Source organism: Levilactobacillus sp. LN180102, assembly GCF_050106635.1.
GTDB lineage: Bacteria > Bacillota > Bacilli > Lactobacillales > Lactobacillaceae > Levilactobacillus > Levilactobacillus brevis.
Window position 1 is genome coordinate 27036 of record NZ_JBNIIX010000018.1, and the last position, 24591, is coordinate 51626.

Below are 24591 nucleotides of genomic sequence, written 5' to 3' on the forward strand. Positions count from 1 at the left end.
GACAGTGGCCGTTGTCTTATTTTTGGACATTTTTTTAACATTTAAGGTTATGATATGATATTAACAGCAGTCATTAAATAATTGAATTAATGTATAACTAGTGGACTGATTAACACTGACACTTACAGATTGGAGGACAACTAACCATGACCTGGTCACACTGGTTCGTGGCGCCCGCAATTACGAGTTTCTTTTTCTTACTGGGAGTCTTAACCTTATATTGGTTTTTAACCAATCGGATCGTCCGTCTATTACAAAAATTCGGTTACCATCCCGACCCCGAAGCTGTTCGGAATATCTTTGGCCTCCTCTATATGATTGTGATCATCTTTGGCCTCCAACTCTCGGTTCGTGACTCAGCTAACAGTTGGGTCTTTAGTAACTTTAAAATTTTCGCGGTCGTCTTTGTCAGTTATTTCTTGTTAATGGATATTCATTGGTGGGAGACGCTTGGTACGATTCTCATCTACATGGGTATTAATGGGACGCTAGGGGTCCCTCTCTCCTGGATTTATGCCGGTGTCTACGTCGCCTTATTTTACGTCATGAAGGCCATGCGCACCCGTAAACAAGATCATTGGACAGACTATTTCCGCTTCATCATCCCATCACTGATCTTATCAGCAATTTTGTGGGCCCTTATCGGCTCTCGCTTTCACCTTACGACGACTAATATTCTGTGGGAAATGCTATTCATCTTCCTATTGTTAAGTATGATGTACCTCTACGTTGATTCACTCATGACCGGCGCCGCAACTTTAGCCCGGTTAACCTATACCACCAACTTTGACGAACTGACACACGTTAATAACTACTTCGCTTTTAAAAATGATTTCGAAGAACAATTTGCCCACAGTCGTACAACCGATCAGCCGCTAACGCTCATGTTATTTGATATTGACCACTTCAAACAGGTAAATGATACCTATGGGCATCTAGCCGGTGACTACGTTCTCAGCCACACTGCCCAATTAGTGACCAAGCAACTTGGGGAACTCGATGACACCCTTCACCTCTATTGCACTGGTGGCGAAGAATTTACGATTCTATTTACTGGCTATACCACTGAACAGGCGGCTCCCTTAGTTCATTCTATCGCACAGCGCGTTCGCGAGGCACACTTCTCTCATGATGGTCATCAAATTTCGATTAGTATTTCAGCTGGGGTGACCCAACTTCATACTGACGATGACCAGCGAGTCGATATCTTCCATCGCGCAGATCGTAACTTATACCACTCCAAACAAACTGGCCGGGATCGCGTCACGATCCAATAACTACCAACGCATTGCACCCCCTCGACAAATTAACTGGCGAGGGGGTGTTTGGTATTGCTCATCAGTAGCTGGTTGCATTCCCCATTGGTGGCGTGTAGGCTTAAAGTACTTATCTCGAGGGGGAATAACAACATGGTATCTGCTCTGAAACGATTTTGGCAAAGTCCATTAACCGCTTATTACTTTGCACTAATCTTACTCATCATCCTTGCCTGGAACGCCCGGGCCTTCTTATCCTTAGCGCTGTTCACGATCATCTTCATCTATCTTGGTAATGCGGCTACTATGGGACTTGAACATCGGCTTCACGTTCACCATTTAATTGCGACTTTATTAGTGTATCTGATCTTTTTAGGGATTCTAGTAGCTGCATTTGCACAAATCATCCCGCCACTGGTCACGGAAGTTTCCCGACTACCAAACACGCTCAAGGAACTGGTCACTACCTATCCCCAATTAGAAACCACCCTGACCAGATGGATTAAAAATCTGACTCAAAATGCCTCAGTGATCAACAACGGTAAAACCTTATTTACAAGTGGCATTGTTAAGTTGTCCCGCTTTAGTTCTGGTGTGGAAACCGTTATTTTGGCCTTCTTCTTTAGCTTTATTTTCAATCTCACGAAGACCCAGTTACGCCACTTCGTTCATGCATTTACCAAAAGCCGTTTTTCCCGTTTGTTTGTCCCCATGGGTGAGCTGATTCTGAAATTTGTGACTATTTTCGGTACGGTTATCGAAACCCAATTGATGATCTGTTCCATCAATACAGTGTTGATGGTGATTGGCCTTTGGTTAGTCGGCATGCCAAGCCTCTTAATTCTCGGAATTATGGTTTTCTTTCTCGGCTTGATTCCGGTTGCTGGTGTGTTAATCTCGCTCATTCCACTGACCATTATCGCCTTTATCAGTGGTGGCATTCTGCGCTTGGCTGCGGTGTTAGTTCTCGTGATTTTAATTCACTTGTTTGAATCTTACTTTCTTCATCCCCGTCTCATGACCAATGCGACTAACTTGCCTATTTTCGTGACCTTTATTACCTTAATTGTTAGTGAAAGACTCTTCGGCGCTTGGGGATTAATCGTCGGCGTGCCACTGGTTGCCTTCTTCTTAGAAGTCTTCGACGTGCAACTCAAGCCCCATCGACCAACGACCATAGAGTCAAATCATCATTGATAACGTTGCCAATCAAAAAAGGTGATCACTGAGTACAGACCAGTGACCACCTTTTTTCAATAGAAAATACCTAACCAGTAGCCGCCAATGCCCAATACAAAAATGCCCGCTAATAACCACAACGGTTTGACATGGCGCCGCAGCAACCACACACAGCCCACCGTTAAGACGAGGGGAATGAGTCCCGGCAGTAACTGATCCATCATTGCTTGCAGCGATAAGGTTGTCCGGTGGCTCGTTGCAATAATTGGGGCCAATCTAACGTGGGTCCATCGGGGAATGATGGCCCCCATCACAAACATCCCCACAATTGAAGCTCCCAACGTCAATTGTTGTAAGACCCCACTACTGAGGCTCGTCACCACTTTCAGGCCTTGCCGATATCCCCAACGCTGCGCGCCCCATCGAAACCCAAGTCGCACTAAATTCCAACCTAAGAAGAAAACCAGTGGGCCAACGATACCGAACCCACTCAGAGCTAAACTAGCGGCAAAGGCACTCAGGATTGGCCGCCAGGTGCCCCACCAAACCGGATCAGCCACACCGGCCAGGGAACCCATCATCCCAACCTTAACCGCATTGATGTCGGTAGCACTCACAGGTTTTCCATTCGCTCGATCCTCTTCTAAAGATAATGTCACTCCCGTAATTAAGGACTGCATATAGGGCATGGTATTAAAGAGTTCTAGGTGTCGCTGAGCCGCAGCCCGCATTTCAGCCTGATCAGTCGCATAGAGCCGTCGAATTGCCGGAATCATAATATAGCAGAAGCCCAGATTTTGTAACCGCGGATAATTCCAAGCAGCCTGTTCCCATCCAGAGCGGCCAAAAATCAAAAGCTGGTCACCTAAGGTTAATGTTTTTGGTGCTCCCGAATCTGTCATGTTTGCTGTCTCCTTACAAGTCATCTAGTTCACGATCCAATTCATCTTCATCCGTAGAAGTTGGGCCGGTGCCACCACCATGCGGATGGTCCAATCGTAAGTAAATAATGGCTAAGCCAATTCCAATCAGCCCTAAGGCGACCAGACTAAGGTGGCTATCCGTGGCCAGGGCAAATCCAATGAAGAAAAACGGCCACAATTGCCGCGTTGCCATCATATTAATCACAACGGCAAAACTGACAATGACCAATAAACCGGCGGTCACTCGCAATCCACCTTGTAGTACCGCTGGAATTGCCTGATAGCCTATTTGCAACCACTGCATTGGGACCATCATTAATAGGGCCGTCGGTACTAACACCCGTAGTCCTTGTAAGACCACGGCACCACGCTGCAGCCAGTCAATTTGTCGTAAATTACCATTAGCAGCTGCCACATCAGCTTGCCGAACCAGTGGTACGATCAGTTGACGTAATCCGCGAGTCAGCCCCTGACCAATCAGTGCTAATGGGATCGCCACAATGACTCCCATGGCGACCGGCAAATGTGCTGGGCCACTCACCCACCAAGCAGCCACCACAGCAGCCAATGCTGGATCTGGTGCCACCGCCGCACCAATGTTCATCCACCCTAACGTGACCAACTGAAGTGAAGCTCCCAGCGCAATCCCCGTTACTAAATTCCCCGTTGCCAATCCCACAAGGGTACAGGCAACAATGGGCTGATGGAATTCCCATTCGTCAATCACCCCTTCAACTCCGGCCAAAAAGGCAATAAGTAATACACCCCAAACATTCACTAGCTGCTTGACTCCCTTCATATCATCTTAAATCTGTTTACTCGCAAAAACACCCCGCTCGATGAGAGTAACCCACCGAGTGAGGTATTAAGACAAGCCTTTTTTAGTTGCCAATGTCAAGAAATCCTGTTGTCGATCGGTTGGCACCGTCTGTGTATAGACAGGTACCCCGGCCGCCACCAACTGTCGGACCGCTGCAACGTCGGCTGCATCGGCCGACACACTGTTGGTCAACATCGTTTTTCCTGCCGTATATGGCAGATTACCCACATTAACCCCTGTAGCGGTCAAATTAATGCCAGCGGCTGCTAGTTGGGCCATCTCAGCTAGGCTTTCGGTTAAGATAATCGGTTGAAACCCATCAAACCGACTATCCTGATAGATTTGGGTCATTTTAGCCACCGATATCACGTTAGCTTTAGCTTCAGCAGGCGCCGCTTGGGTAATCAAGACCTTACGTAACTGATCCTGCGCAACCGCATCCGATACCACTAAGATACGATTAGGTTTAACCGTCTTGGTCCAGACCGTAGCGACCTGACCATGTAATAAGCGGTTATCAACCCGCGCTAATTTAATTGTCATGGTCATAATAAATCGTCCTCTCCTGCACCTGCTTGTAAATCCAAATGGCGAATTCCGCCCTGAGCCGCTCGCTCAAGATGGGGAATCACTTCCGCTAACGTTTGATTCTGAATGGACAATGCTTCAATTAGCATTGGCAAATTCAGACCAGCCACGAGGCCATATTTATCTGGCTGTTGGGCCACCACCCGACTCGCAGCGTTAAATGGTGAGCCACCCCACAGATCAACTAAAAACAGCAACTCCGAAACGGGTTGCATATCTGCGATGGCTGCTTGGTAATGATTTGCCAAATCCTCAACACTTTCATTAGCCGCTAATGTCACCGCAACAACCTTTTGGGCTTTTCCAAAAATCATTTCTGCACTTTGCAAAATTCCACGGGCAAATTCTCCGTGACTTGTGACGATTATGGCGAGCATTCTGCCACCCCTTTATTCGTTCCGCTAAATTAGCCGTTTTCTGTAAATGGCGTCTGCATTTAATATAGCATAAAAAAGCGTTTCCATCTACCACTCCGGTATTTTTACAACAGATCAAGCATGGCCTGCGGAGTCGTTAGGCTAACATCTGGCGTAAAATCCCGTGGTGTTCGTCCATTCCAAGCGGCAAAGCCAAAGGTGACGCGAGCTGCCGCGGAGGCCTCAGCGTCATACACCGTGTCGCCTAAATAGATGGTGTCACTTGGTTGGGCGGCTAATCGCTGCATCGCCAATAAAATCCCGTCAGGTGCGGGCTTACCATGCGCAATATCTTCAGCAACCACTGCCTGGTCAAAATATTGGTCCAATCCTAAGCTGACAACATCTCGATCATATTCAAATCGACGCTTAGAGGTCATAATGGCCAGTTGGGCCCCCGCTGACCGTAATTGCTCCAAGGCAACCGGAATCCCATCATAAATGGCAACCGTATCCCGATAATCTTGGGTTCGTGGGCCCCATTCGGCTAATACCCCCTCAATATCGGAGACATTCAGACGAATCAACGCGTCTTTACTAGGAATGCCAAAGGTCGTGGCGAGTTCCGCATAAGATCGCTCAATCCCGCGTTCATGTAAGATTGCTTGTAACGATTTCATATACATGGCTTCCGTATCTAATAAGGTGCCATCAACATCAAAAATAAACGTCTTCATTTGGTCAGCACTCCTCGTTCATTAAAAATTTAAGATCGTATAAAAGAAAAAGGTCTGACCCGAAGGCCACACCTTAGTTTATCATGCTTTATTGCCTAATGGGAATCTGCTGACACAGCTTTTTTAGGTAATGCCGGTGTCGCCGGCTCCCCTTCGACCACTTCCACCGAACGTTGCAGGTTACGAAGTTGCCGAACCGCTCGAATCCATGATGGAATCAAAATCGCACAGGAACCTAACCAAGCCAACGGTTCTGCGGAAACAGCCCCAGCATAACCAAATGCTTTAACCATGACCAAAGCGGCAAAGACCCGCATGGTTAGTTCACCAACACCGGCAAGCGTCGGCAAGACCCGCCGTCCCAGTCCTTGTAGCGTATTGCGAATAATGAAGAGCACGCTCAATAGCAGGTAAGTACTCCCGATAATATTGAAGTAGGTCTGGGATAATTGGATAACATGTTCGTCTGCCGTTCCAATAATCAACGTCACAATGGGTTTCCCAAAGAAGATCACCAAGGCTCCGGCAAAGACGGCAAAGCTACCAGACAGCCAGAGAGTTTTCTTAACCCCTTCCATGATCCGCCCATACTTACCAGCACCAAAGTTCTGTGCGGCAAAAGTAGCCATGGTTACCCCAAATGAGGACATTGGTAGAGAACACAATTGATCGACCTTAGAAGCAGCCGTAGAAGCAGCCACAGAGTCGGTCCCTAACGAGTTCAGGGCGGCCTGCATCACCATCGTCCCAATCGCAATGATCGATAGCTGAAAGCCCATGGGCATCCCTGTTGAAAAATGCTGCCACAATTCATTAGCACTCACTTTGAAATCATCCCGCGTAATGTGCAGCAACGGAATTGAGCGAATGATGTACACCACACACAACAAGGAAGCAACCACTTGGGAAATGACCGTCGCCCAACCGGCACCGGCAACCCCCATGTGAAAGACTAAAATAAATAATAACTCTAAAACAACGTTAACAACGGTCCCAATGACCAAAAAGATTAATGGCGTTCGGGAATCCCCCAGTGCACGAATAATATTAGATAACAAGTTAAACGCCATCGATGCAAAGATTCCGGCAAAGATGGTGCTGATAAAGATCCGCGCATTGGCAAAAATACTAGCTGGTGTCTGCATTAATTTTAAAATCGGGTCAACAAATGTTAGTGACAGAACCGTCAAAACAATCGTCATCAAAATTGAAATAATGATGCTCGCCGCAAAAGATTGCCGGACACCCTTATAATCTCGGGCACCAAACCGTGTGGCCGTAATAATCGCTAACCCCGCCGTCAACCCTTGGGCAAACCCAATAATTAAGAAGTTAATTGAACCAGTGGCCCCCACAGCGGCAAGCGCCTTAACACCAAGGGTTTGGCCAACCACCACTGTATCAGAGACATTGTATAACTGTTGGAATAGATTACCAATCAACAGTGGAATCGTAAAGAAGAAAATTAGTTTCAGGGAATTACCCTTGGTCAAGTCGCTCATGTGCGGACCTCCTTTGAATTTTTTGTCAATCAAATTGACGCAAGAAAACTATCATAACGCCTAACCAGACGAATGTCAGTCTTTTTGCTTGAAGTCTTTGCCATTAAGAAATAATCTTACACGCTTCTTAAGATTTTTTGAAGACCCATTTGCGTTGAAAACGATTGCGGCAAGCAATTGTTATCTGTTTGTCATTTAACTCACTGGTTGACAAGTCTCCAATTTAAGAATTTAATGGACTTATCCACTATTTTTTTATAAAAGAGGTTACTCATGACTCAACCCATTACCTTTAATAAATATATTGCCAGTATTTACCGCCAATCTAAGCATGACTTCAATGAGCAAATTGCAGCCCTCGACTTGCGAGCAACGACAGGCGACCTGCTCTTATTTGTTGCCGATCATCCCGGACTCACACAACGGGAAATTGCCCATCAAATGGTACTGGACCCCAGTCTGGTCGCTCGTGACTTACGCGCCTTAACCACTAAACAATTGGTTGAGCGGACCCCCGATCCACAAGACGGCCGTGCCCAACGCATTACCCTAACACCAACTGGCTACCAGCAGGCCGACCAGATTCGTCAAGTGATGGGCGCGTGGTGGCAGGCCTTATTTGCGGCAACCCCACAGGCTAATGCTCAGGTGACTGGTCAACAACTTGCGGCCATTTACCAGACCCTCCAACAGCGACAAGAAAGGAACTGAAAACTCACGACAGCATTTATCTCTTTTTTAAAACACTATAGTTGTCTCACATTTGGCCTAATCCTCATGGCCATTGCTGTGGCTCTCGCCAAACTTGCCAGCTTGGGAACCTCGCCAATTTCTAGCATTCCTAATGTTGTAAGTCTCATGACCCCACTCACAATTGGGCAAGTCACGATTCTCTTCATGATCGTGCTCATCTTATTAGAAGCGGCCTTTCTGCGCCATGAGTTTTCCCCTTGGGCCTGGTTGCAGCTAATTCCTTCCGTTATTTTCGGTGTCTTAATTGATGCTTTTACTCACTGGTTAAGCTGGCTGCCACTACAGCACTACGGGGCCCAGCTACTAGCCACCTTACTCAGTATTGTCATTCTCGCTTGGGGCGTTTTCTTTGAGGTTAATTCGAAAACAATCGTGATGGCTGGCGAAGGCATAGCAGGTGCCGTTGCCGTCGCTACCCACCGAGAATTCCCCCGAGCCAAGGTCTGGTGTGATGGCGCAATGGTTGTTGTCGCGATCATCTTGGCCTTATTCGGCCTTCACGGGCTAGTCGGCGTCCGGGAGGGAACCATACTATCGGCCTTAATCACTGGCCGACTCGTCAGCGCTTATACCCGATGGTGGCCGCAATTAGTCACTTGGATTCAAGCTTAATCCTGCCATTCAAACCAAAAGAATCAGTCCGCTCAGCACACTTCCCAGCCAGACTGATTCTTTTTGTCAGTTATTAAAACAACTCCAAGACCCGCTTTAGATTCTGTTGTAAAATCTGGACGCCCTTGTCAACCGGAAATGTGCTGGTATTAAATAGCGCAATGTTCCCGATACACATCTCAAAATAAAGGCGTTTGTTTATCTCCAACTGGCTAGGGTCAGTCGTCACCTGTTCGATGTACTGACCAAACATGTCCCTTAAATCATTAAGTGCGGCTCGGACTTGTTGGTTCTCCCCAAACTCGACAATTCCGGCAACCATGTCGGCAAAACTAATTCCCATCTGTGTTTGCGTTAAAAATAATACCCCACCGTGTAAAAGTGCCGTCTTACCCCTAGTGGCTAATCGGATTCCTTTTGCTAGGGGATTAAACCCTAAGTTAACCTCCGAACAATTGGATATTCAAAGTGTCATGAGTAGCCAATACTTTGACGTTGCTGGTATGGTATTATCGCAGCAATTACCGGCACTCCTTGAATTGATTGACCCCGACAAATTATTATACGCATCCGACACACCTTACACACCAACACCAGCAGTGATTGGCTTAGCAAATAAATTGGAAACCACTGATTTACTATCCCCGTCCCTTAAGACCAAGATGTTTCGTCAAAATGCCCAGCGATTATTCAAGCTGTAACTTAACGCAAGATTTCTAACGCTAGATATACTAAAAGGTACTTGGCAGACACTGACTGTGTTGTTCTAAGTACCTTTTTTGTGAGGACGATCTGCGCCTTGCGTCCTCATTCAGTAAAATAAAAAGAGTGAGAATCAACGTTTTACCGCTGATCCTCACTCTTTTTCGTTATAGATGCGGCCAAGAAGATTCGAACTTCCACCCGGATTACCCGGACAAGATCCTTAATCTTGCGCGTCTGCCAATTCCGCCATGGCCGCATTAACTCACAAGAAATAGTATACCAAATGATTTTCATCCTGACAATATTTTTTGTAAGTTAATTCAAAATAATTGGTTATTTAGTCGTTAACCGCTTAGGCCAACGTCTAAGCGTCCGTCAAAACCGTAGCACCATCAGGGTCCAAATCCAAGATACGCAGACTACCGGCCAAATCAAGCTTCGCCAGTTTTGTCCGCAATAGCGTCACTTGCGCCGATGTACCAAAGGTCACAACTGTTGGACCAGCCCCACTTAGGTACGTTCCTGTGATCCCCAACTCATGGGCTGCATCCCGGATTTGTTTCAATTCAGGCACCAACTGTGAACGCGCTTGTTCGTGAAATTCATCGCGTTCAATCATTTTCGCTGCTAATTCCCAATCCTTGGTCAGCAATGCCGCCACTAAGACATTCGCCACACCACTGGCATGAACCGCTGTCGCAAATGGCAAGTCCTTTGGCAAAGCCTCACGACTCTTGCGTGCTAGTAACTTTTGGCCTGGGATAAAGACTAAAACCCGCAGCTCAGGCAAGGGTAACTTGATTGCCGTAGCCTCATCTTCATTTACCGTGGCGACCGCCGCCTGTCCCAACAACGCTGGTGCGACATTATCCAACTCACCGCCCAATTTAACGGCCCAGTTTAACTGTTCCGGAATTGTTAAGTCCATTTCACCCAACTCATTGGCAATCTTAATCCCAGCGATAATGGCACTCGTTGAACTACCTAATCCGCGAGATACCGGAATATCCGACATAACTGTCAATTGATGGGGCGTCAACTTGGGGTTAACCTGTAAGGCCGTCTTGACCATCAAGTTGTTTTCATCCCGAGGAATTTCTGTCCCTAAGGCATGATTAACCCGCCACTTTTCTGTCTTTTCTTCAATAATCACCGTCAAGTATAAATGTAACGCTGCTCCAATTGAATCAATACCAGGACCGAGGTTTGCCGCTGTCGCTGGTACCCGAATAATTGTCTTTCCCATGATTTTGACCTCCTTATGCATGCGGCCGAGTCGTTGCTAAGATGGTTTGCCGCCACTTTAGTCGTCCCCGACACCGACCACACACGAGCTTATTCACATTAATTTTTCGCGCCCGGTAATAGACCTGCTGACACCGGGTACACTGATACATTTGCCAATGGCGGGGCTTGATGACCGGGGCCGGTGCTGGTGCAAATCGTAAACCGCCGACTTGCTTTAATAGCTGTTTGAAGGCCGCCGTGCGATGTTGTCCCGACTGCCCGGCTAAATGTAAATGGTAGTGACACAATTCATGCTTAATCACGCCAATTAGCGTAGCTAAATCATGCTCAGTTAACATTTTGGGATTCAATTCAATGTTGTGATCGGTCAGTCGGTATCGCCCACCCGTCGTCCGCAGTCGTGCGTTAAACGTGGCTTGGTGGCGAAACGGACGACCAAAGCTGACTTGAGAAATGTGCTCGACCAGCCGCTGAAGTTCTGCATCAGTCACGAGCAGCCTGCTTCATCGTCAACTGAATGCGTTGGCGATTCTCATCAACACTCAACACCCAAACTGTCACCACATCACCAATTGTGACTACCGTGCTAGGATCACTGACGTAGTGATCAGCTAACTGGGAAATGTGGACCAAGCCATCCTGCTTAACCCCAATATCCACAAACGCACCAAAATCAACGACGTTCCGGACGGTGCCTTGCAATTCCATTCCCGGTTGCAAGTCGGCCATCGTCAACACATCCTGCCGTAACAGCGGGGCTGGCATACTATCCCGTAAGTCACGACCGGGTTTGCTTAACCCGGTCACAATATCCGCCAAGGTTGCTGGTCCAATCCCCAACTGGTTCGCCCACTGTTGCTGATTGAGTTTGGCTAATTGCTGTTGCAATTGCGGGGTGCCAACGCTCGTGGTTGTGAGGTTCAACCCGGTTAATAGCTGACGGGCGGCTGAATAACTTTCCGGATGGATATCCGTGTTATCCAGCGGGTCACTGCCCTCAATAATTCGTAAGAAGCCCACCGCTTGTTGGTAAGCTTTCGGCCCTAAACGCGGCACCTGTTGCAGGGCCTGCCGACTGTTAAAGGCGCCATGATCGTTACGGTAAGCGACAATGTTCTTAGCAGTCGTCGTTGTTAGGCCCGAAATATGGGTGAGCAATTCGGGACTTGCCGTATTAACATTAACCCCAACTTGGTTAACCGCCGTTTCAACGACTCGATCAAGTTGTTCATCCAACGCTTTTTTGGGAACGTCGTGTTGGTACTGCCCGACCCCGACAGCTTTCGGATCAATCTTAATTAATTCAGCTAAAGGATCTTGCAACCGTCGACCAATACTGACCGCTGACCGCTCTTCAACGTGAAAATCAGCAAATTCAGCCCGCGCATTGGCACTAGCCGAGTATACTGAGGCACCGGCTTCATTGACCAACACATAATACACTGGTCGGTTCAATGTCTTCAGTATTTGACTCACAAATTCTTCGGATTCACGACTAGCAGTCCCATTACCAATGGCAATCATTTCAACGTGATAGTCCTCAAGCAATTTTTTAAATGCTGGTGTTGCCGCCGCCCGTTTCTTAGCATCGGCTGGCTTATGTGGATAAATGACTTGTTTAGCTAAGAAGCGACCATTAGCATCCATAATTGCTAGCTTACAACCGGTTCGATACGCCGGATCAAACCCCATCACAATTTTCCCTTTGAGGGGTGCCTGCATCAACAAGTGATACAGGTTATTGCCAAACACTTGAATGGCATGTTCATCGGCCTGATCCGTTAATTGTCGGCGTAATTCCCGTTCAATTGCCGGGCCTAAAAAGCGCTTATAAGCATCCGCAAATGCCGCTGTGACTTTTTCCACAGCCGGTCCACGATGCTGACCCACTAACCGAAAGTGACCATATTGCAGAATGGACGTCGCATCAACATTAATTCCCACAGATAGGATCTTTTCTCGTTCACCCCGATTAATCGCTAACACCCGATACGGCGGCACCTGCTTTAAGCTCTGCGTAAATTCATAGTACGTCGCGTAAACTTGTTGTTCATCCTCCGTAGCGGCCCCGCGCTTAAGCTTACTGGTTAACTCTCCATGCTGCCACGTATAACGTCGAATCCATTCACGAAAGGCAGCCTGTTCACTAAATGTTTCTGCCAAGATTTCGTGGACACCAGCCCAGACACTCGCCACATCAGGCAATCCCTTATCTGCGGCCACTAGAGCAGCTGCCCGTTCATCTAAGCCACCCGTTGGGAACGTTAATAACCAATTAGCCAGCGGTGCCAACCCGGCTTCCCGAGCAATCGTTGCTTTGGTGCGCCGCTTTTGCTTGTATGGCAAATAAAGATCTTCCACCTGTTGTAGCACAGTTGCGTGCATCAAGTTTTCTTTGAGTGCCGGCGTTAATTTACCTTGCTCTGCAATCAGCTTTAACACATCGTCGCGCCGTTGATTCAATTTGGTCAGCCGATGGGCTTCGTCTTCAATATCGCGAATGGCGACTTCATCCAGCGATCCCGTCCGTTCTTTTCGGTACCGCGCGATAAATGGCACCGTATTGCCTTCATCCAATAGGGTCAAGACGGCTTGAATCTGCCGCACACGATATTGGCTCAACGTTTGATGAATTGGCTGAGCTAATTCACTTAAAGCTGTTTCTTGTTTCGTTGCCATGCAACCCCTCCGTTATTTCTTCATACTCGCATTATACCATGTTCTGGGAACCTAACCCGCTTTGGTCGTTAGGCGTTATCGTTTCGGTTGCCAAATGGGCACCTTGCAAACCCACAAGTCTCGAAGCTCAACCTCTTCGTAAATCGTGTCCGGTACGTTCCAGCCCATTTGCCGCGACCAGAGGGCGGGCAATCACGCCTAAAAGTAGTTGACATAGGTGCACTAAACTAGCACGGCCAGAAGGCCAGCAATTCTAATACCAAAAAAGCCCGAGATAGCCTCGGGCTTTTTAACAGCTTACATTGGGCTGGTCATAATCCGTTGCGTTGCCGCGGTAACCTTTTCCATCGCATTTTCTTGCGTAGCTTCAGCTGCGTCAAAGGCAGCTTGATCAGCTGTTTGATGTTCAACATCAATGCTATCAGTCATTGCCTGACAAGCCTCCACGTAAGTCCGATAAGCAGCTACTAAGGACTTGTGCTTGCCCAATACACGGACGGGCACACTAGTCTGTTCCAATTTATTTAAATTAGCTTCATAACCATCAGTCCCCCGTTGGAAGTTATCAACGATCTTTTGCAGCTCAACTTGCGATAATTCACCAACTGTTTGGTGGTCAATCGCCCCACGCATCGTTTCGAAGTCGGTATTCATTTCGCCAGCGGCATCTTCAGTGCCTTGTAAAACGCGCGATAGTGCTTGAATATAACCATTCATATCATTTTTTCGCATCAGTTAATTCCCCGTCTGCTATTCTTGCCAAAACGTGTCATAAACATTTACCGGCAAATGCCGCTTATGAGCGGTCTTGGCGTACCAGTCTTCAATTCGACTCGCCGCTGCCTCGCTAACAGACCGCCCTTCCAAATAGTCGTCGATATCCTCATAGCGAACGCCCAAGGCAGCCTCGTCAGGTAATGCTGGTCGGTCATCCTCCAAATCAGCCGTCGGTACCTTCTTGTATAGGTGCTCTGGAGCACCTAGTTGGGCCAGCATCGCAGCTCCTTGACGCTTATCCAACCGCCAAATCGGACAAATATCGGTCGCCCCATCGCCATACTTGGTGTAAAATCCCGTCACAGCCTCCGCGGCATGGTCTGTACCCACGACCGCACCGGACCGAGCACCGGCAATGGCATACTGGGCAATCATCCGTTGACGCGCTTTAACATTGCCTTTGTTAAAATCACTAATCGGCTTACCACTTGCTTCAACCGCCTGAATCATCGCGTCAGTCGCCGGCTTAATATTAACTCGCTGGACCTCATCGGCATCCATGAAGTCAATCGCCATCATGGCATCATCCTCATCGGCCTGTTCGCCATAGGGTAAGCGAACCGCGATAAATCGATAGTCATTATCGCCGGTCTCCTGGCGTAATTCCGTCACAGCTTGTTCGCAAAGCAGGCCGGTTAAGGTTGAATCTTGCCCACCAGAAATTCCTAGCACCAACGTTTTCATAAAGTCATATCGTTGCAAATAAGCCTTCAAAAAATCAACACTCCGGCGAATCTCCGTTGCCGGATCAATCGTTGGCTTAACCTTCAAGGCATCAATAATTTCTCGTTGTTTTGCCCGCATTTCAGACAACCCCCTTCACTCATTTACCTATTTATTCAGGCATTTTTTGAACGTAACTATGAATCTCTTTGATAATCGCCATTTTATGATCCCAACAGTCTTGTGACAAGTCGACCGGATACTTTTGAGGATTCAAGTCTCGCTTGTATTCTGGCCATAGATTGGCTAGGGCACCACGACACCGATCCCGAACCGCTGATAGTGTTGGTAACTTATACACCAATTCACCATCTTCAAAAATTGGTTGTAAAATGGGACGCGCGTTGAAGTCGTTAACGGTCTTATTGATATACGTGAAGCTGGGGTGGAACATGAAGAGAGAGTCTTCATTCCGTGGATCTTCGTCAATCAAAGCCACATAATCCCCCTCAGTCTTGCCATCGGCCTTCTTCGTAATCCGCCAAACCTGTTTTTTACCGGGTGTTGTGACCTTTTCAGCGTTATTGGATAGCTTAATCGTTCCTTGCATCTGCCCGGCATCATTTTCAATGGCCACCATCTTATAAACGGCACCTAAAGCTGGTTGATCAAAGGCGGTGATCAACTTGGTTCCAATTCCCCAAACGTCAATCTTAGCGTCCTGCATCTTCAAGCTTTGAATTGTTTTTTCATCTAGATCATTAGATGCAAAAATTTTAGCATTAGGGAAGCCTGCTTCATCCAGCTTTTGACGCACCCGTTTAGACAAGTAGGCCATATCGCCGGAATCAATCCGCACCCCTTGGAAATTAATTCGATCACCCAGTTCTTGGGCCACCTTGATGGCATTGGGCACGCCGCTACGCAATGTATCATAGGTATCCACTAAAAAGACACAGTCATGATGGGTCTGCGCATAAGCCATGAAGGCATCATAATCATTGCCGTAAGTCTGAACCAACGCATGGGCATGCGTGCCACTAATCGGAATCCCAAAAATCTTTCCAGCGCGCACATTTGAAGTTGCATCAAAGCCACCAATGTAAGCGGCCCGGGTGCCCCAAATAGCCGCATCAAATTCTTGGGCGCGTCGTGTCCCAAATTCCATAAGGGCGTCATCCCCGGCTACCGAACGAATCCGAGCGGCTTTAGTGGCAATTAAAGTTTGGTAGTTAATAATATTCAAAATAGCCGTTTCGACTAATTGGCAGTCGGCCAGCGGTCCTTCAACCTGCAGCAGCGGTTCATGGGCATACACCAACTCGCCTTCAACCGCAGACCGAATGGACCCGCGAAATTTAAAATTAGCTAAGTAATCTAAAAATTCAGCTGAATAATCTTCAGCTTCCCGTAAGTAATCAATATCTGTTTGGGAAAAATGGAGATTTTGGATATAATGAACAATGTGCTCTAAGCCAGCAAACACCGCGTACCCATTTTGAAAGGGCATATCGCGAAAGAACACTTCAAAAACAGCGTGTTTGTCGGCAATTCCTTGTTCGTAATACGTCTGAATCATGTTGATCTGATAGGCATCCGTATGCAGAGTATAACTGTCGTCAGGATACAAATTCGTCATAATAAGCTACTCCCTTAGCTGGTTTTCAAGCCGGACTCTTCTCTTTTAGTTCTCGTACTAATAGCCCTATTTTAGCATGAAACAAACAGAGCGTCATAAAATTTAATGTGGATCCGATGACTTAGGTCATTGGCGAATCAATCCTTGAAAGGAGTCACCTCATGCAATCGACCTTTCCAACCGTCACCGTTTTAGATATTCCCTTTGTGAAGACAACTGCGGCGGAATTTCTCACCGAAGTACAGCACCGGATTATCCAGCAACAAAACACCTTTGTCGTTACTGCCAATCCAGAAATTGTGATGTACGGTCACGATCATCCCGACTACCAACAATTACTACTCACGGCCGATTTTATTACCCCAGATGGCATTGGTATCTTAAATGGGGCTCAAATCCTCAACCAACCGCTCCCAGAACGAATTACCGGTTTTGATACCTTACAAGCTCTTCTGAAATGGGGCAGCGACCAACATCGGTCCGCCTATTTTCTAGGGGCCAAGCCCACGGTAATTGCGCAATTAAAAGAAGTGCTTGCCCGCGATTACCCCGGCTTACAGGTTGTGGGCCTTCACGACGGTTACTTTAAAGACGCCACACCGATTGTCGCCGATATTCAGGCGCAACAACCAGACATGGTCTTCGCAGCTCTAGGCTTTCCTAAACAGGAACAATTCATTGCCGACCATCGTCACGTGACTCACGGTTTGTGGATGGGCGTCGGTGGTAGCTTCGATGTTCTGGCTGGTGTCGTTGTGCGTGCACCAAAATTCTGGCAAGACCATCACATCGAGTGGCTATACCGAACATTGAAAGAGCCCAAGCGTCTCAAACGAATCGCCGTTATTCCCCATTATCTCCGCTTGGTTCGTCAGCAAGCCAAACAAAAGCCGTCTCGTTAAGCGGTCCCTGGGGCATCGTCACCGTTGTCGGTCGAAACCCGACGTGCCAATAAAATTGTTGAGCCGCCTGATTATCCGTCAACACCCACAAGACGACTCGGTTAAAACCGTTGGCACGTAAGGTACCCAAGGCTGCATGCATTAAGCGCTGCCCGATTCCCTGACGCTGCTGTGTCGGCAACAAGTAAATGGAATTGATTTCGCCGTAACTCGCAAATCGTTGTCGCCTGGAAGGGCCGTATGAACAGACACCGACAAACTGATCCTGCTCATTCACAGCCACGAACAGGTGCTGCCAATGCTGTTCCGGGTGCCATTGAGCAACGGTTAATTGGTTCAAAAAGCCTGCTGGTAACATGTCTTGGTAACTCGTCTGCCACGCAGTTAGATAGAGTTGTGCGAGTGCCGAAAAATCATCATCGGCCCGCGCTGGTCTGATCGTGATCATCGCTTCACCTGCTTTTACACAAAGTGCCTCACAATCGCGTTAATTTAACGCTTGTGAGGCACTTTTATTTATTTTTCCAAATAAAACTCAAATCGTTCGCCAACGTATTGGGTCCGCACATATTCAAACGGCGTTCCGTCTTGTAGGTACGTGACCTGACGGAGCCGTAAAATAGCGTCGCCCCGTTTAATACTCAGGTATTCCGCAATGCGTTCGGAAGCAGACATCGCTGAAACCGTTTGTTGGGCCTTCCCTGGACTCAATTGCTTTTTATCTTCCAAGGCTCGGTACAAAGAACTCGTCACTTCTTTTTTACTCAACCCATCGACTAGCTTCTCTGGCACAGTTGCCACTTCAAAACAGATTGGCACATCATCACCATAACGAATTCGTTCCATCCGCAAGACTTGATCGTCTTCATTTAGTTTCAGCTTTTCCGCTTCACTCAGCGAAGGATTCATCACATGGTAGGAAATGGTCTTACTGGTTGGTTGCTTCCCTTGGGTCAGCATCAAATCCGTAAAACTGGTCACACCGGACATCTTTTCTTGAACCTTTTGATTCGCAACGTAGGTTCCAGAACCAACCTGGCGCTCCAAAATACCTTCATCCACTAAGGTTTGAATGGCTTGCCGTAACGTCATCCGACTCACATCAAAATTCCGCGACAGCTCCCGTTCAGATGGAATTCGGTCGCCCACTGCCCACTTTCCGGCTTCAATTGCCCGTTTAATGTCATTATGAATTTGAATATAAATCGGTGAACTCACAGCAACCAACGTCCCTTCTAAAATCACACTTTAAATTACTTAATTAAATTTTGCATATTACGTCCCAAACTATAAGTCGTTTTGACGTTTAAGCTCCGGTCTAACAGATTCAAATCAGCATCCCGACCAGGAACTAACTTGCCCTTTTGGGTCAACCCAAATTCAGCTGCCTGATTAACGGAACTCATTTGAACCGCTTCCGCTACCGAGCAGCCCGTGAAGGCCATGACATTGCGAAAGGCTTCATCATAACGCAGAACAGAACCGGCTAAATTGCCACTTTCTAGGCGGGCCTGTCGATCCTTAACAATGACCTTTTGACCACCCAATTCACTGACCCCTTCAGGCATCCCTTTAGCTCGCATCGAATCGGTCACTAACTCTAGGCGTTGCGCACCCTTTTGCTCATAAGCGAGTTTAATCATATCTGGCACAATATGGAACCCGTCACAGATAATTTCGCAGTATAGATTATCTTCCAGCATCGCGTGGCCGGTCACCCCTGGTTCACGGTGCCGCAGCCCCCGTTGCGCATTATAGAGGTGGGTTACATGAGTCGCCCGACTCGCTAATAATTGTTCACGCGTTGCGTTTGAATGTCCCACTGAGGGCACAATTCCATTAGCTAAACAGTAGCTTTCAAATTTCTCGGCACCAGCATCTTCTGGCGCATAAGTAATGAGCTTAACTCGATTACCCGATAACTTGTTCCAACGGTCTAGCAAAGTCACGTCTGGATCCTTAATGTACTTTTCTGGTTGTGCGCCCTTGAAAATAGCCGCAATAAATGGTCCCTCTAGGTGGACACCCTGAATTAACGGATTCCGCTCAGCTGCAATAGCAATGCCCTGCATGGCATGGTCAATGGCGTCGTTAGATTGGGTCATCGTCGTTGGAAATACGGACGTAATCCCCTCTAAGGACATCAGATTAACCATCTTATCAATTTGATCGGGGTCCCCATCCATACTATCATACCCGTAGCCCCCATGGCTATGAACATCAATAAAGCCAGGAACAATGACTTGCCCGGTTACCACGTGAATCTCATCAGCAGGAAGTGGCCGAAAATCAGCCACTGGGCCAACGGCTTCTACCTGTTGATCAAACCGAATATAACCATCGTCAATTACGGTTTCACCCGTATAAATCTGCGCGTGCTTTAAAACAATACTCATGAGTCTCCTCCTCAATATTTACCAGAAGTGGTCAATACACTCATTATAATCGGTATAGACCAGAAAGACAACTCATGTTATTCTTTTAGGCTGGATCGCCGGCATCACGCTTAATGGTCGCATCAATGCCCTTAACAACGGCCGTCATCAACCCCGCTTCTTCCATCGCTAGCAATCCCGCAACGGTACTGCCTCCGGGTGAAGCGACTTGATCAATCAAGGCAAACGGAATTTTGTCACTTTCCAAAACCATTTTGGCGGACCCCAAAGTGGCTTGTGCTGCAATTTGGGTAGCCTGTGCCTTGTTTAAACCGTGCTTGACACCTGCTCGGCTGAGACTATCAATAAAGAAGTCGATGTATGCCGGTGAACTCCCTGCTAAGGCACTAAAGACACCAAATTGGTCTTCTGCCAAAGTCGTCGTTGACCCAATTGTATTGAACACCCGTAAAGCAGCATCTAAATCAGTACCGGTCAAGCGAACATTTGCTGCCACAGCGGTCATTCCGGCCCCCACTTCAACGTTAACATTTGGGAGTGTCCGTAAAATCGGAACGTTATCTCCCAAAATGTCAGCCATTTCAGCTAAAGATAATCCAGCCACAATGGAAATCACTGTGGTCTGCCCATCAGCGACTTGCGGCTTGATTTCTTGTAACACACTCGCCGCAACGTTCGGTGTCACTGCAACCACGACTAAGTCGCTTTGACCAACAACATCGCTATTTTGTTCCGCCGTCTGTAATCCATGAGCTTGGGCGTAGGATTCGTAGCTTTCTTTACGATGACTGTGCACCACAATTTCCGTTGGCGCAAACGTCTTAGCCTGCAATAAGCCACCAATAATGGCTTGAGCCATCCCGCCAACGCCAATAAATCCAATCTTCATGCCGCTTCCTCCTTGATCAATAAACATTCTATCGCTAACTAAGGTCCTCATAACTGGTCTAGCAATGATGAACCTAATAAACTAACGAGATCGCTAGTAAAGACACAAATGGTCTGGAGCAATTGTTAGTTTGACTTTAGCGAAAATTGTCGAAATTGTCAATTTTTAATGGCTTGCGGGTGGAAAAAAGCGCATAAAAAAACCAGTCACACACCGTGACTGGTTCTTAGTTGGGCTAGCTGGGTTCGAACCAGCGCATCACGGGATCAAAACCCGTTGCCTTACCACTTGGCTATAGCCCAATAATAAAATGGTGGGGAGTGGATTCGAACCACCGAACCCGAAGGAGCGGATTTACAGTCCGCCGCGTTTAGCCAGACTTCGCTACCCCACCAAAAGATGAATCGTCGTAACGAATCAACTTCACTATCATACAAAAATATGCATAAACCGTCAAGCACTTTTTGCGACTTTTTTCATTTTAGCGTCAAAAAGTGTAATCGTTGCCGCCATTCGGTCATAAAATCCGTCTGGGTCCACTCATTAATGCGGCGGTTATAATAACCCACTGACTGATTATAATACGTGGTATTGCCAAAAGTCTGCGGCCTAAAATGCCGATGGACGTGACCGAACTGGACCACCGGAACGTGATAGCTTTCTAATAAGCGTCCCAAGCGGGGGCTCCCCAGCATGGCATTGGCCATATTCCAAAATCGGTCATCCGTTGTATAGCGGATATACGCTTGCCGTGGCACAAAATGTGTCATGAATAAGACCCGCTTGTGAACCAATTGCGCCTGTTGGAGTTGTACCGTTACTTGGGCTAATACCCGATCCATACGGGCAACATCGCCCTGTGGCTGATCGATACTGCCATCCACCCAAAAGGCCCGTTTCCACGTCGCAAAATCACGGCCCCACAGATTGTGGGCAAATTGATAGTCATACCAGCCGTTATTGCCGATTATTTGCCAGTTAGTCCCCGCCACATCTAAATACCCACGATGCAAGTAAGTGGGCGCTAGCGGCGATTCTAGGCCCGCATACGTGACATCATGAAGCATATCATGGTTGCCAGCAATAAATCGAACCTGGGCTGGTGCAATTAGCCGCTGCAGTTGCTCGACTGCCGCCAACGATTGGGCAAAATGGTTGGTTAAATCACCAGCGATTAAATACACACCAACCCGCTGCGCAATTAAATAAGCTGCCATCTGCGGTAAGATCTTAGCGGTATCTTGCTGATTCACATCGAAGTGAAGATCACTGGTTAAAGCTACTCGAACGATAGGCCCATCTCCTCGATTAAAAAAGTGCTACTCCGATAATAGAGTAGCACTTTTAGCAGTGAATTAAACTTATTTAATTCCAGCCATTAAATTCTTAATTGGTTTAACTAGGGCAACCATAATAATACCAGCGACAATGGCAACAATCGCGACGCCTAAGAAGTAATTAGCTTCATTTCCTGGTGTATATAGCTTAACAATCTGAGCGTTAACGGCTTGCCCAGCAGAATCTGCTAAGAACCACATACTCATCATTTGTGATTGGAAAGCCTTTGGTGCTAACTTAGTCGTTACCGACAATCCAATTGGCGAAATCAGCAATTCGGCAATTTCAATAACTGCCCAGCTACCGACTAACCATAAAGGACTAACTTTAGCGCTAGAACCGAATAAGGCGACTGGAATCACCATAATTAAGTATGAAGCACCGGCAAACAACATCCCAGTAGCGAACTTCGCTGGTGAACTTGGTTGCTTCTTCCCCCAACGGTTCCACATCATCGCAAAGAATGGTGTATAGAGCAAGATGAACAGTGGGTTCAGTGATTGATACCATGCAGGTGGAATGTGGAAACCTAACACCATATTATTGGTTTGATTAGCAGCAAATAAGGCTAGAACAGATGAGCCTTGTTCTTCAATTGCCCAGAAAATCATTGCGGCGATAAACAATCCCAAGTAAGCCCACACGTGTTTGCGTTCCGTGGCCGTAACCTTTTTGCTCGTTAAGAAAATTGTAAAGTAGATTACGGGAGTTGCCAACGCAATGATGGTCAATAAGAGCACGAAGTTGGTTAAGTTCAATGAACCCAAGAGAGCCATCAACAACAAGACTAAGACAAAGGCCACTAATCCAATTGTGCTCCGAACGACTAACTTCTTCATGTCGCCTGGTTCCAATGGATCGGTTGGATAAAGGCTATCTTTGCTCAAGTACTTCTTACCACCAATCCAGTATTGGACTAGCCCTAAGAACATCCCAATAGCAGCTAAGGAGAACCCTAAGTGAAAGTTATAACTTAACCCTAACCAGCCAACTAAGTAAGGGGCAACTAAAGAACCAACATTAATCCCGAACACAAAGATGGTAAACCCGGAATCACGACGCGTGTCGCCTTCGTTATATAGGCCACCAACCATTTCAGAAACATTTGGCTTCAATAACCCAGTACCTAACACAATTAATAGGATCGAGACAAACAAAGCCATTTTACCAGCGGGAACTGACAAGGCAATATGCCCAAACATGATGAGCACCCCACCAATAAACACAGTCCGCCGACTCCCCCAGACACGGTCACTCAAGTAACCACCTAAGACAGAGGATAGGTAAACCATAGATCCGTAAATCGACATTACAGATGCTGCCGTTCCTTGATCAAACCCAAGACCACCCTTAGTAACTGAGTAGTACATGTAGTAGATTAAGATAGCTCGCATGCCGTAGTAACTGAACCGTTCCCACATTTCTGTGAAGAACAGGGTTGATAACCCACGCGGTTGACCGAAGAAAGTTCGGTCTTCGCTGGTTGCTTCCGGTTTGTTATTCAAAACGATAATACCTCCATTGCATTTCTGAAAATGAATAATTTTATTTTCTGCACCATCCATCGTTAAAATCGATGGCGCCGGTGTCTCATAGACCTCTAATAAAACATAGTAGTTATTATACTGCACGAAGTCCTGTTACGCAACGGTTTTCCTGATAAAAACGTCTTCATTGACCGTAAAATCAACAAAAAACAATGATGAAATTATTAGTCATCTCATGCAATCCTCTTATTTTTTATTCATTCGGCTAGTTACCGAGTTAATGAATAAAAATCAATAAAAAAGCCGATTTGTGAATGCTCACAAATCGGCTTTCAAATTTGCATAGATGCCCTTAAACGGCTGCTACTGGTAATAATTGCAATTTCTCACAAGCAAACTTTACCAATGCCTGACCGTTCAACCAACCGTAAATATCATTAGGGATCGTCATCGTCGGAACTTGTGCCTTAAGCGTCGTCACTTCAGCTTGGTTGACTGCTCGTGGCGCTAGCAATACAAGATCCTGCTCTGCTAACATATCCGGTGTTAAATCCTGAATACTGGCAGCACTGAAATTAAGTGGCATGTGCCGAGTTTCAGCAGTCCGCTTAGCTTCGCCTAAAAACAAGTGACTTGAGTTTTCATTTCCAGATAGTAATAGAACATTTTTCATGATCGATTTCTCCCTTTTCGTTCTTCATTCGATAGATATAGAATAGCACTTTAAGTCATAGACCACAATACTAATTTTGAATTTATCAATATTATTTTACGCGCCTTTTATGCCGCCATATAGGCATTCTAAGGACTATACCATTTTTTATAATCAAGCTATACCAATTAGATAGCTTCGTGAAAGCGCTTTTATAACTAGACACAAAAAAATCACCAGCCAAATGACTGATGATTATCTGATGCCGGCTGAGGAATTCGAATCCCCGACCCTCGGTTTACGATACCGATGCTCTACCAGCTGAGCTAAGCCGGCATATGCCCTCCGGTTAACCTGGTTAACCCGACTCCGGCAGGCGGGCTCGAACCGTCGACAACCTGATTAACAGTCAGGTGCTCTACCAACTGAGCTATGCCGGAATAATCGCGTGGCAACGTCCTATCCTCGCAGGGGGCGATCCCCCAACTAC

26 protein-coding genes and 5 tRNA genes are annotated in these 24591 nt (G+C 46.9%); 6 read left to right on the forward strand and 25 right to left on the reverse strand.

What is annotated here, in order from left to right; genetic code table 11:
* Positions 1-146 precede the first annotated feature (146 nt).
* Together ACP4IT_RS10310 and ACP4IT_RS10315 are read left to right on the forward strand one after the other, a co-directional pair.
* Entirely contained in the window at positions 147-1277 is a 1131-nt protein-coding gene (locus ACP4IT_RS10310; RefSeq protein ID WP_426855631.1) for a GGDEF domain-containing protein, read from the forward strand.
* A 132-nt stretch (positions 1278-1409) separates the two neighbouring features.
* Positions 1410-2453: an AI-2E family transporter gene (locus tag ACP4IT_RS10315; RefSeq protein ID WP_156646643.1), complete on the forward strand. Its 1044-nt coding sequence runs from the start codon at positions 1410-1412 to the stop codon at positions 2451-2453.
* A gap of 56 nt (positions 2454-2509) precedes the next feature.
* On the opposite strand, the gene ACP4IT_RS10320 is transcribed toward ACP4IT_RS10315, so the two are convergent.
* The 6 genes from ACP4IT_RS10320 to ACP4IT_RS10345 form a co-directional block, all read right to left on the reverse strand.
* The gene (locus ACP4IT_RS10320) at positions 2510-3337 is read right to left on the reverse strand and encodes a PTS system mannose/fructose/sorbose family transporter subunit IID (protein ID WP_156646641.1); all 828 of its coding nucleotides are present in this window, start codon (positions 3335-3337) and stop codon (positions 2510-2512) included.
* A 13-nt stretch (positions 3338-3350) separates the two neighbouring features.
* Positions 3351-4136: a PTS mannose/fructose/sorbose transporter subunit IIC gene (locus tag ACP4IT_RS10325; RefSeq protein ID WP_011667330.1), complete on the reverse strand. Its 786-nt coding sequence runs from the start codon at positions 4134-4136 to the stop codon at positions 3351-3353.
* A gap of 87 nt (positions 4137-4223) precedes the next feature.
* Positions 4224-4727 (reverse strand): PTS system mannose/fructose/N-acetylgalactosamine-transporter subunit IIB, encoded by a 504-nt coding sequence (locus ACP4IT_RS10330; RefSeq protein ID WP_024855149.1) that lies wholly within the window; start codon positions 4725-4727, stop codon positions 4224-4226.
* Positions 4724-5143, reverse strand: coding sequence for a PTS sugar transporter subunit IIA (locus ACP4IT_RS10335; protein ID WP_024855150.1), 420 nt, complete (start codon positions 5141-5143; stop codon positions 4724-4726). Before ACP4IT_RS10335 ends, ACP4IT_RS10330 begins: the two co-directional genes overlap by 4 nt.
* 104 nt (positions 5144-5247) lie before the next feature.
* Complete coding sequence (locus ACP4IT_RS10340) at positions 5248-5859, reverse strand: HAD family hydrolase (protein WP_011667329.1); 612 nt, start codon at positions 5857-5859, stop codon at positions 5248-5250.
* Positions 5860-5954: 95 nt separating this feature from the next.
* Positions 5955-7361, reverse strand: coding sequence for an MATE family efflux transporter (locus tag ACP4IT_RS10345; RefSeq protein WP_011667328.1), 1407 nt, complete (start codon positions 7359-7361; stop codon positions 5955-5957).
* A gap of 273 nt (positions 7362-7634) precedes the next feature.
* Between ACP4IT_RS10345 and ACP4IT_RS10350 the strand changes: the two genes are divergently transcribed.
* Entirely contained in the window at positions 7635-8072 is a 438-nt protein-coding gene (locus ACP4IT_RS10350) for a MarR family winged helix-turn-helix transcriptional regulator (protein WP_011667327.1), read from the forward strand.
* Positions 8073-8090: 18 nt separating this feature from the next.
* Positions 8091-8726, forward strand: a complete 636-nt coding sequence (locus tag ACP4IT_RS10355; RefSeq protein ID WP_258421238.1) for a YczE/YyaS/YitT family protein — start codon at positions 8091-8093, stop codon at positions 8724-8726.
* A 73-nt stretch (positions 8727-8799) separates the two neighbouring features.
* On the opposite strand, the gene ACP4IT_RS10360 is transcribed toward ACP4IT_RS10355, so the two are convergent.
* Entirely contained in the window at positions 8800-9069 is a 270-nt protein-coding gene (locus tag ACP4IT_RS10360) for a hypothetical protein (protein WP_024855151.1), read from the reverse strand.
* A gap of 55 nt (positions 9070-9124) precedes the next feature.
* Here ACP4IT_RS10360 and ACP4IT_RS10365 point away from each other — a divergent pair, with 55 nt between their 5' ends.
* Entirely contained in the window at positions 9125-9427 is a 303-nt protein-coding gene (locus tag ACP4IT_RS10365; protein ID WP_011667324.1) for an amidohydrolase family protein, read from the forward strand.
* 175 nt (positions 9428-9602) lie between these two features.
* Here ACP4IT_RS10365 and ACP4IT_RS10370 read toward each other — a convergent pair.
* From ACP4IT_RS10370 to ACP4IT_RS10400, 7 genes are all read right to left on the reverse strand, one after another.
* Positions 9603-9687: transfer RNA gene (locus ACP4IT_RS10370), tRNA-Leu, on the reverse strand.
* Positions 9688-9795: 108 nt separating this feature from the next.
* A complete protein-coding gene (gene thrB / locus ACP4IT_RS10375) occupies positions 9796-10677 on the reverse strand; it encodes a homoserine kinase (RefSeq protein WP_011667323.1) in 882 nt (293 codons plus the stop codon).
* A gap of 13 nt (positions 10678-10690) precedes the next feature.
* On the reverse strand, positions 10691-11170 hold the full coding sequence (locus tag ACP4IT_RS10380) for a SprT family protein (RefSeq protein ID WP_011667322.1): 480 nt from the start codon (positions 11168-11170) through the stop codon (positions 10691-10693).
* On the reverse strand, positions 11163-13358 hold the full coding sequence (locus ACP4IT_RS10385) for a Tex family protein (protein WP_011667321.1): 2196 nt from the start codon (positions 13356-13358) through the stop codon (positions 11163-11165). Before ACP4IT_RS10385 ends, ACP4IT_RS10380 begins: the two co-directional genes overlap by 8 nt.
* A 297-nt stretch (positions 13359-13655) precedes the next feature.
* Positions 13656-14090 carry a hypothetical protein gene (locus ACP4IT_RS10390; RefSeq protein ID WP_011667320.1) on the reverse strand — a complete coding sequence of 145 codons (435 nt, stop codon included), beginning with the start codon at positions 14088-14090 and terminating at the stop codon, positions 13656-13658.
* 18 nt (positions 14091-14108) lie between these two features.
* The gene (gene nadE, locus ACP4IT_RS10395) at positions 14109-14939 is read right to left on the reverse strand and encodes an ammonia-dependent NAD(+) synthetase (protein ID WP_015473364.1); all 831 of its coding nucleotides are present in this window, start codon (positions 14937-14939) and stop codon (positions 14109-14111) included.
* A 31-nt stretch (positions 14940-14970) separates the two neighbouring features.
* On the reverse strand, positions 14971-16437 hold the full coding sequence (locus ACP4IT_RS10400) for a nicotinate phosphoribosyltransferase (protein WP_011667318.1): 1467 nt from the start codon (positions 16435-16437) through the stop codon (positions 14971-14973).
* Between the two features lie 161 nt (positions 16438-16598).
* Between ACP4IT_RS10400 and ACP4IT_RS10405 the strand changes: the two genes are divergently transcribed.
* Entirely contained in the window at positions 16599-17339 is a 741-nt protein-coding gene (locus ACP4IT_RS10405) for a WecB/TagA/CpsF family glycosyltransferase (protein ID WP_011667317.1), read from the forward strand.
* Here ACP4IT_RS10405 and ACP4IT_RS10410 read toward each other — a convergent pair.
* From ACP4IT_RS10410 to ACP4IT_RS10460, 11 genes are all read right to left on the reverse strand, one after another.
* Positions 17281-17787, reverse strand: a complete 507-nt coding sequence (locus ACP4IT_RS10410; RefSeq protein ID WP_087612695.1) for a GNAT family N-acetyltransferase — start codon at positions 17785-17787, stop codon at positions 17281-17283. The two genes, ACP4IT_RS10405 and ACP4IT_RS10410, sit on opposite strands and share 59 nt — an antisense overlap.
* Positions 17788-17855: 68 nt before the next feature.
* A complete protein-coding gene (locus tag ACP4IT_RS10415; protein ID WP_011667315.1) occupies positions 17856-18557 on the reverse strand; it encodes a GntR family transcriptional regulator in 702 nt (233 codons plus the stop codon).
* A 35-nt stretch (positions 18558-18592) separates the two neighbouring features.
* Entirely contained in the window at positions 18593-19735 is a 1143-nt protein-coding gene (nagA, locus tag ACP4IT_RS10420; protein WP_021741503.1) for an N-acetylglucosamine-6-phosphate deacetylase, read from the reverse strand.
* An 85-nt stretch (positions 19736-19820) separates the two neighbouring features.
* Positions 19821-20624, reverse strand: coding sequence for a pyrroline-5-carboxylate reductase (gene proC / locus ACP4IT_RS10425; RefSeq protein ID WP_087612694.1), 804 nt, complete (start codon positions 20622-20624; stop codon positions 19821-19823).
* A gap of 230 nt (positions 20625-20854) precedes the next feature.
* A tRNA-Gln gene (locus ACP4IT_RS10430) sits at positions 20855-20926 on the reverse strand.
* Between the two features lie 9 nt (positions 20927-20935).
* Positions 20936-21018 (reverse strand) — tRNA-Tyr (locus ACP4IT_RS10435).
* Positions 21019-21100: 82 nt separating this feature from the next.
* Entirely contained in the window at positions 21101-21916 is an 816-nt protein-coding gene (locus ACP4IT_RS10440) for a metallophosphoesterase (protein ID WP_087612693.1), read from the reverse strand.
* A 69-nt stretch (positions 21917-21985) separates the two neighbouring features.
* Positions 21986-23467: a peptide MFS transporter gene (locus tag ACP4IT_RS10445; protein ID WP_087613007.1), complete on the reverse strand. Its 1482-nt coding sequence runs from the start codon at positions 23465-23467 to the stop codon at positions 21986-21988.
* Positions 23468-23801: 334 nt separating this feature from the next.
* Positions 23802-24122 (reverse strand): cellobiose-specific PTS system IIC component, encoded by a 321-nt coding sequence (locus ACP4IT_RS10450; RefSeq protein ID WP_024525672.1) that lies wholly within the window; start codon positions 24120-24122, stop codon positions 23802-23804.
* Positions 24123-24364: 242 nt separating this feature from the next.
* Positions 24365-24437, reverse strand: a tRNA-Thr gene (locus ACP4IT_RS10455).
* A 31-nt stretch (positions 24438-24468) separates the two neighbouring features.
* Positions 24469-24541, reverse strand: a tRNA-Asn gene (locus ACP4IT_RS10460).
* Positions 24542-24591 lie beyond the last annotated feature (50 nt).

Coding starts and splice junctions, on each gene's coding strand:
- nadE (WP_015473364.1), bottom strand. CDS start 14,939: ATGCGGGCAAAACAACGAGAAATTATTGATGCCTTGAAGGTTAAGCCA.
- thrB (WP_011667323.1), bottom strand. CDS start 10,677: ATGGGAAAGACAATTATTCGGGTACCAGCGACAGCGGCAAACCTCGGT.
- ACP4IT_RS10345 (WP_011667328.1), bottom strand. CDS start 7,361: ATGAGCGACTTGACCAAGGGTAATTCCCTGAAACTAATTTTCTTCTTT.
- nagA (WP_021741503.1), bottom strand. CDS start 19,735: ATGAGTATTGTTTTAAAGCACGCGCAGATTTATACGGGTGAAACCGTA.
- ACP4IT_RS10360 (WP_024855151.1), bottom strand. CDS start 9,069: ATGGGAATTAGTTTTGCCGACATGGTTGCCGGAATTGTCGAGTTTGGG.
- proC (WP_087612694.1), bottom strand. CDS start 20,624: ATGAAGATTGGATTTATTGGCGTTGGCGGGATGGCTCAAGCCATTATT.
- ACP4IT_RS10400 (WP_011667318.1), bottom strand. CDS start 16,437: ATGACGAATTTGTATCCTGACGACAGTTATACTCTGCATACGGATGCC.
- ACP4IT_RS10385 (WP_011667321.1), bottom strand. CDS start 13,358: ATGGCAACGAAACAAGAAACAGCTTTAAGTGAATTAGCTCAGCCAATT.
- ACP4IT_RS10410 (WP_087612695.1), bottom strand. CDS start 17,787: ATGATCACGATCAGACCAGCGCGGGCCGATGATGATTTTTCGGCACTC.
- ACP4IT_RS10450 (WP_024525672.1), bottom strand. CDS start 24,122: ATGAAAAATGTTCTATTACTATCTGGAAATGAAAACTCAAGTCACTTG.
- ACP4IT_RS10335 (WP_024855150.1), bottom strand. CDS start 5,143: ATGCTCGCCATAATCGTCACAAGTCACGGAGAATTTGCCCGTGGAATT.
- ACP4IT_RS10405 (WP_011667317.1), top strand. CDS start 16,599: ATGCAATCGACCTTTCCAACCGTCACCGTTTTAGATATTCCCTTTGTG.
- ACP4IT_RS10320 (WP_156646641.1), bottom strand. CDS start 3,337: ATGACAGATTCGGGAGCACCAAAAACATTAACCTTAGGTGACCAGCTT.
- ACP4IT_RS10350 (WP_011667327.1), top strand. CDS start 7,635: ATGACTCAACCCATTACCTTTAATAAATATATTGCCAGTATTTACCGC.
- ACP4IT_RS10330 (WP_024855149.1), bottom strand. CDS start 4,727: ATGACCATGACAATTAAATTAGCGCGGGTTGATAACCGCTTATTACAT.
- ACP4IT_RS10315 (WP_156646643.1), top strand. CDS start 1,410: ATGGTATCTGCTCTGAAACGATTTTGGCAAAGTCCATTAACCGCTTAT.
- ACP4IT_RS10310 (WP_426855631.1), top strand. CDS start 147: ATGACCTGGTCACACTGGTTCGTGGCGCCCGCAATTACGAGTTTCTTT.
- ACP4IT_RS10340 (WP_011667329.1), bottom strand. CDS start 5,859: ATGAAGACGTTTATTTTTGATGTTGATGGCACCTTATTAGATACGGAA.
- ACP4IT_RS10390 (WP_011667320.1), bottom strand. CDS start 14,090: ATGCGAAAAAATGATATGAATGGTTATATTCAAGCACTATCGCGCGTT.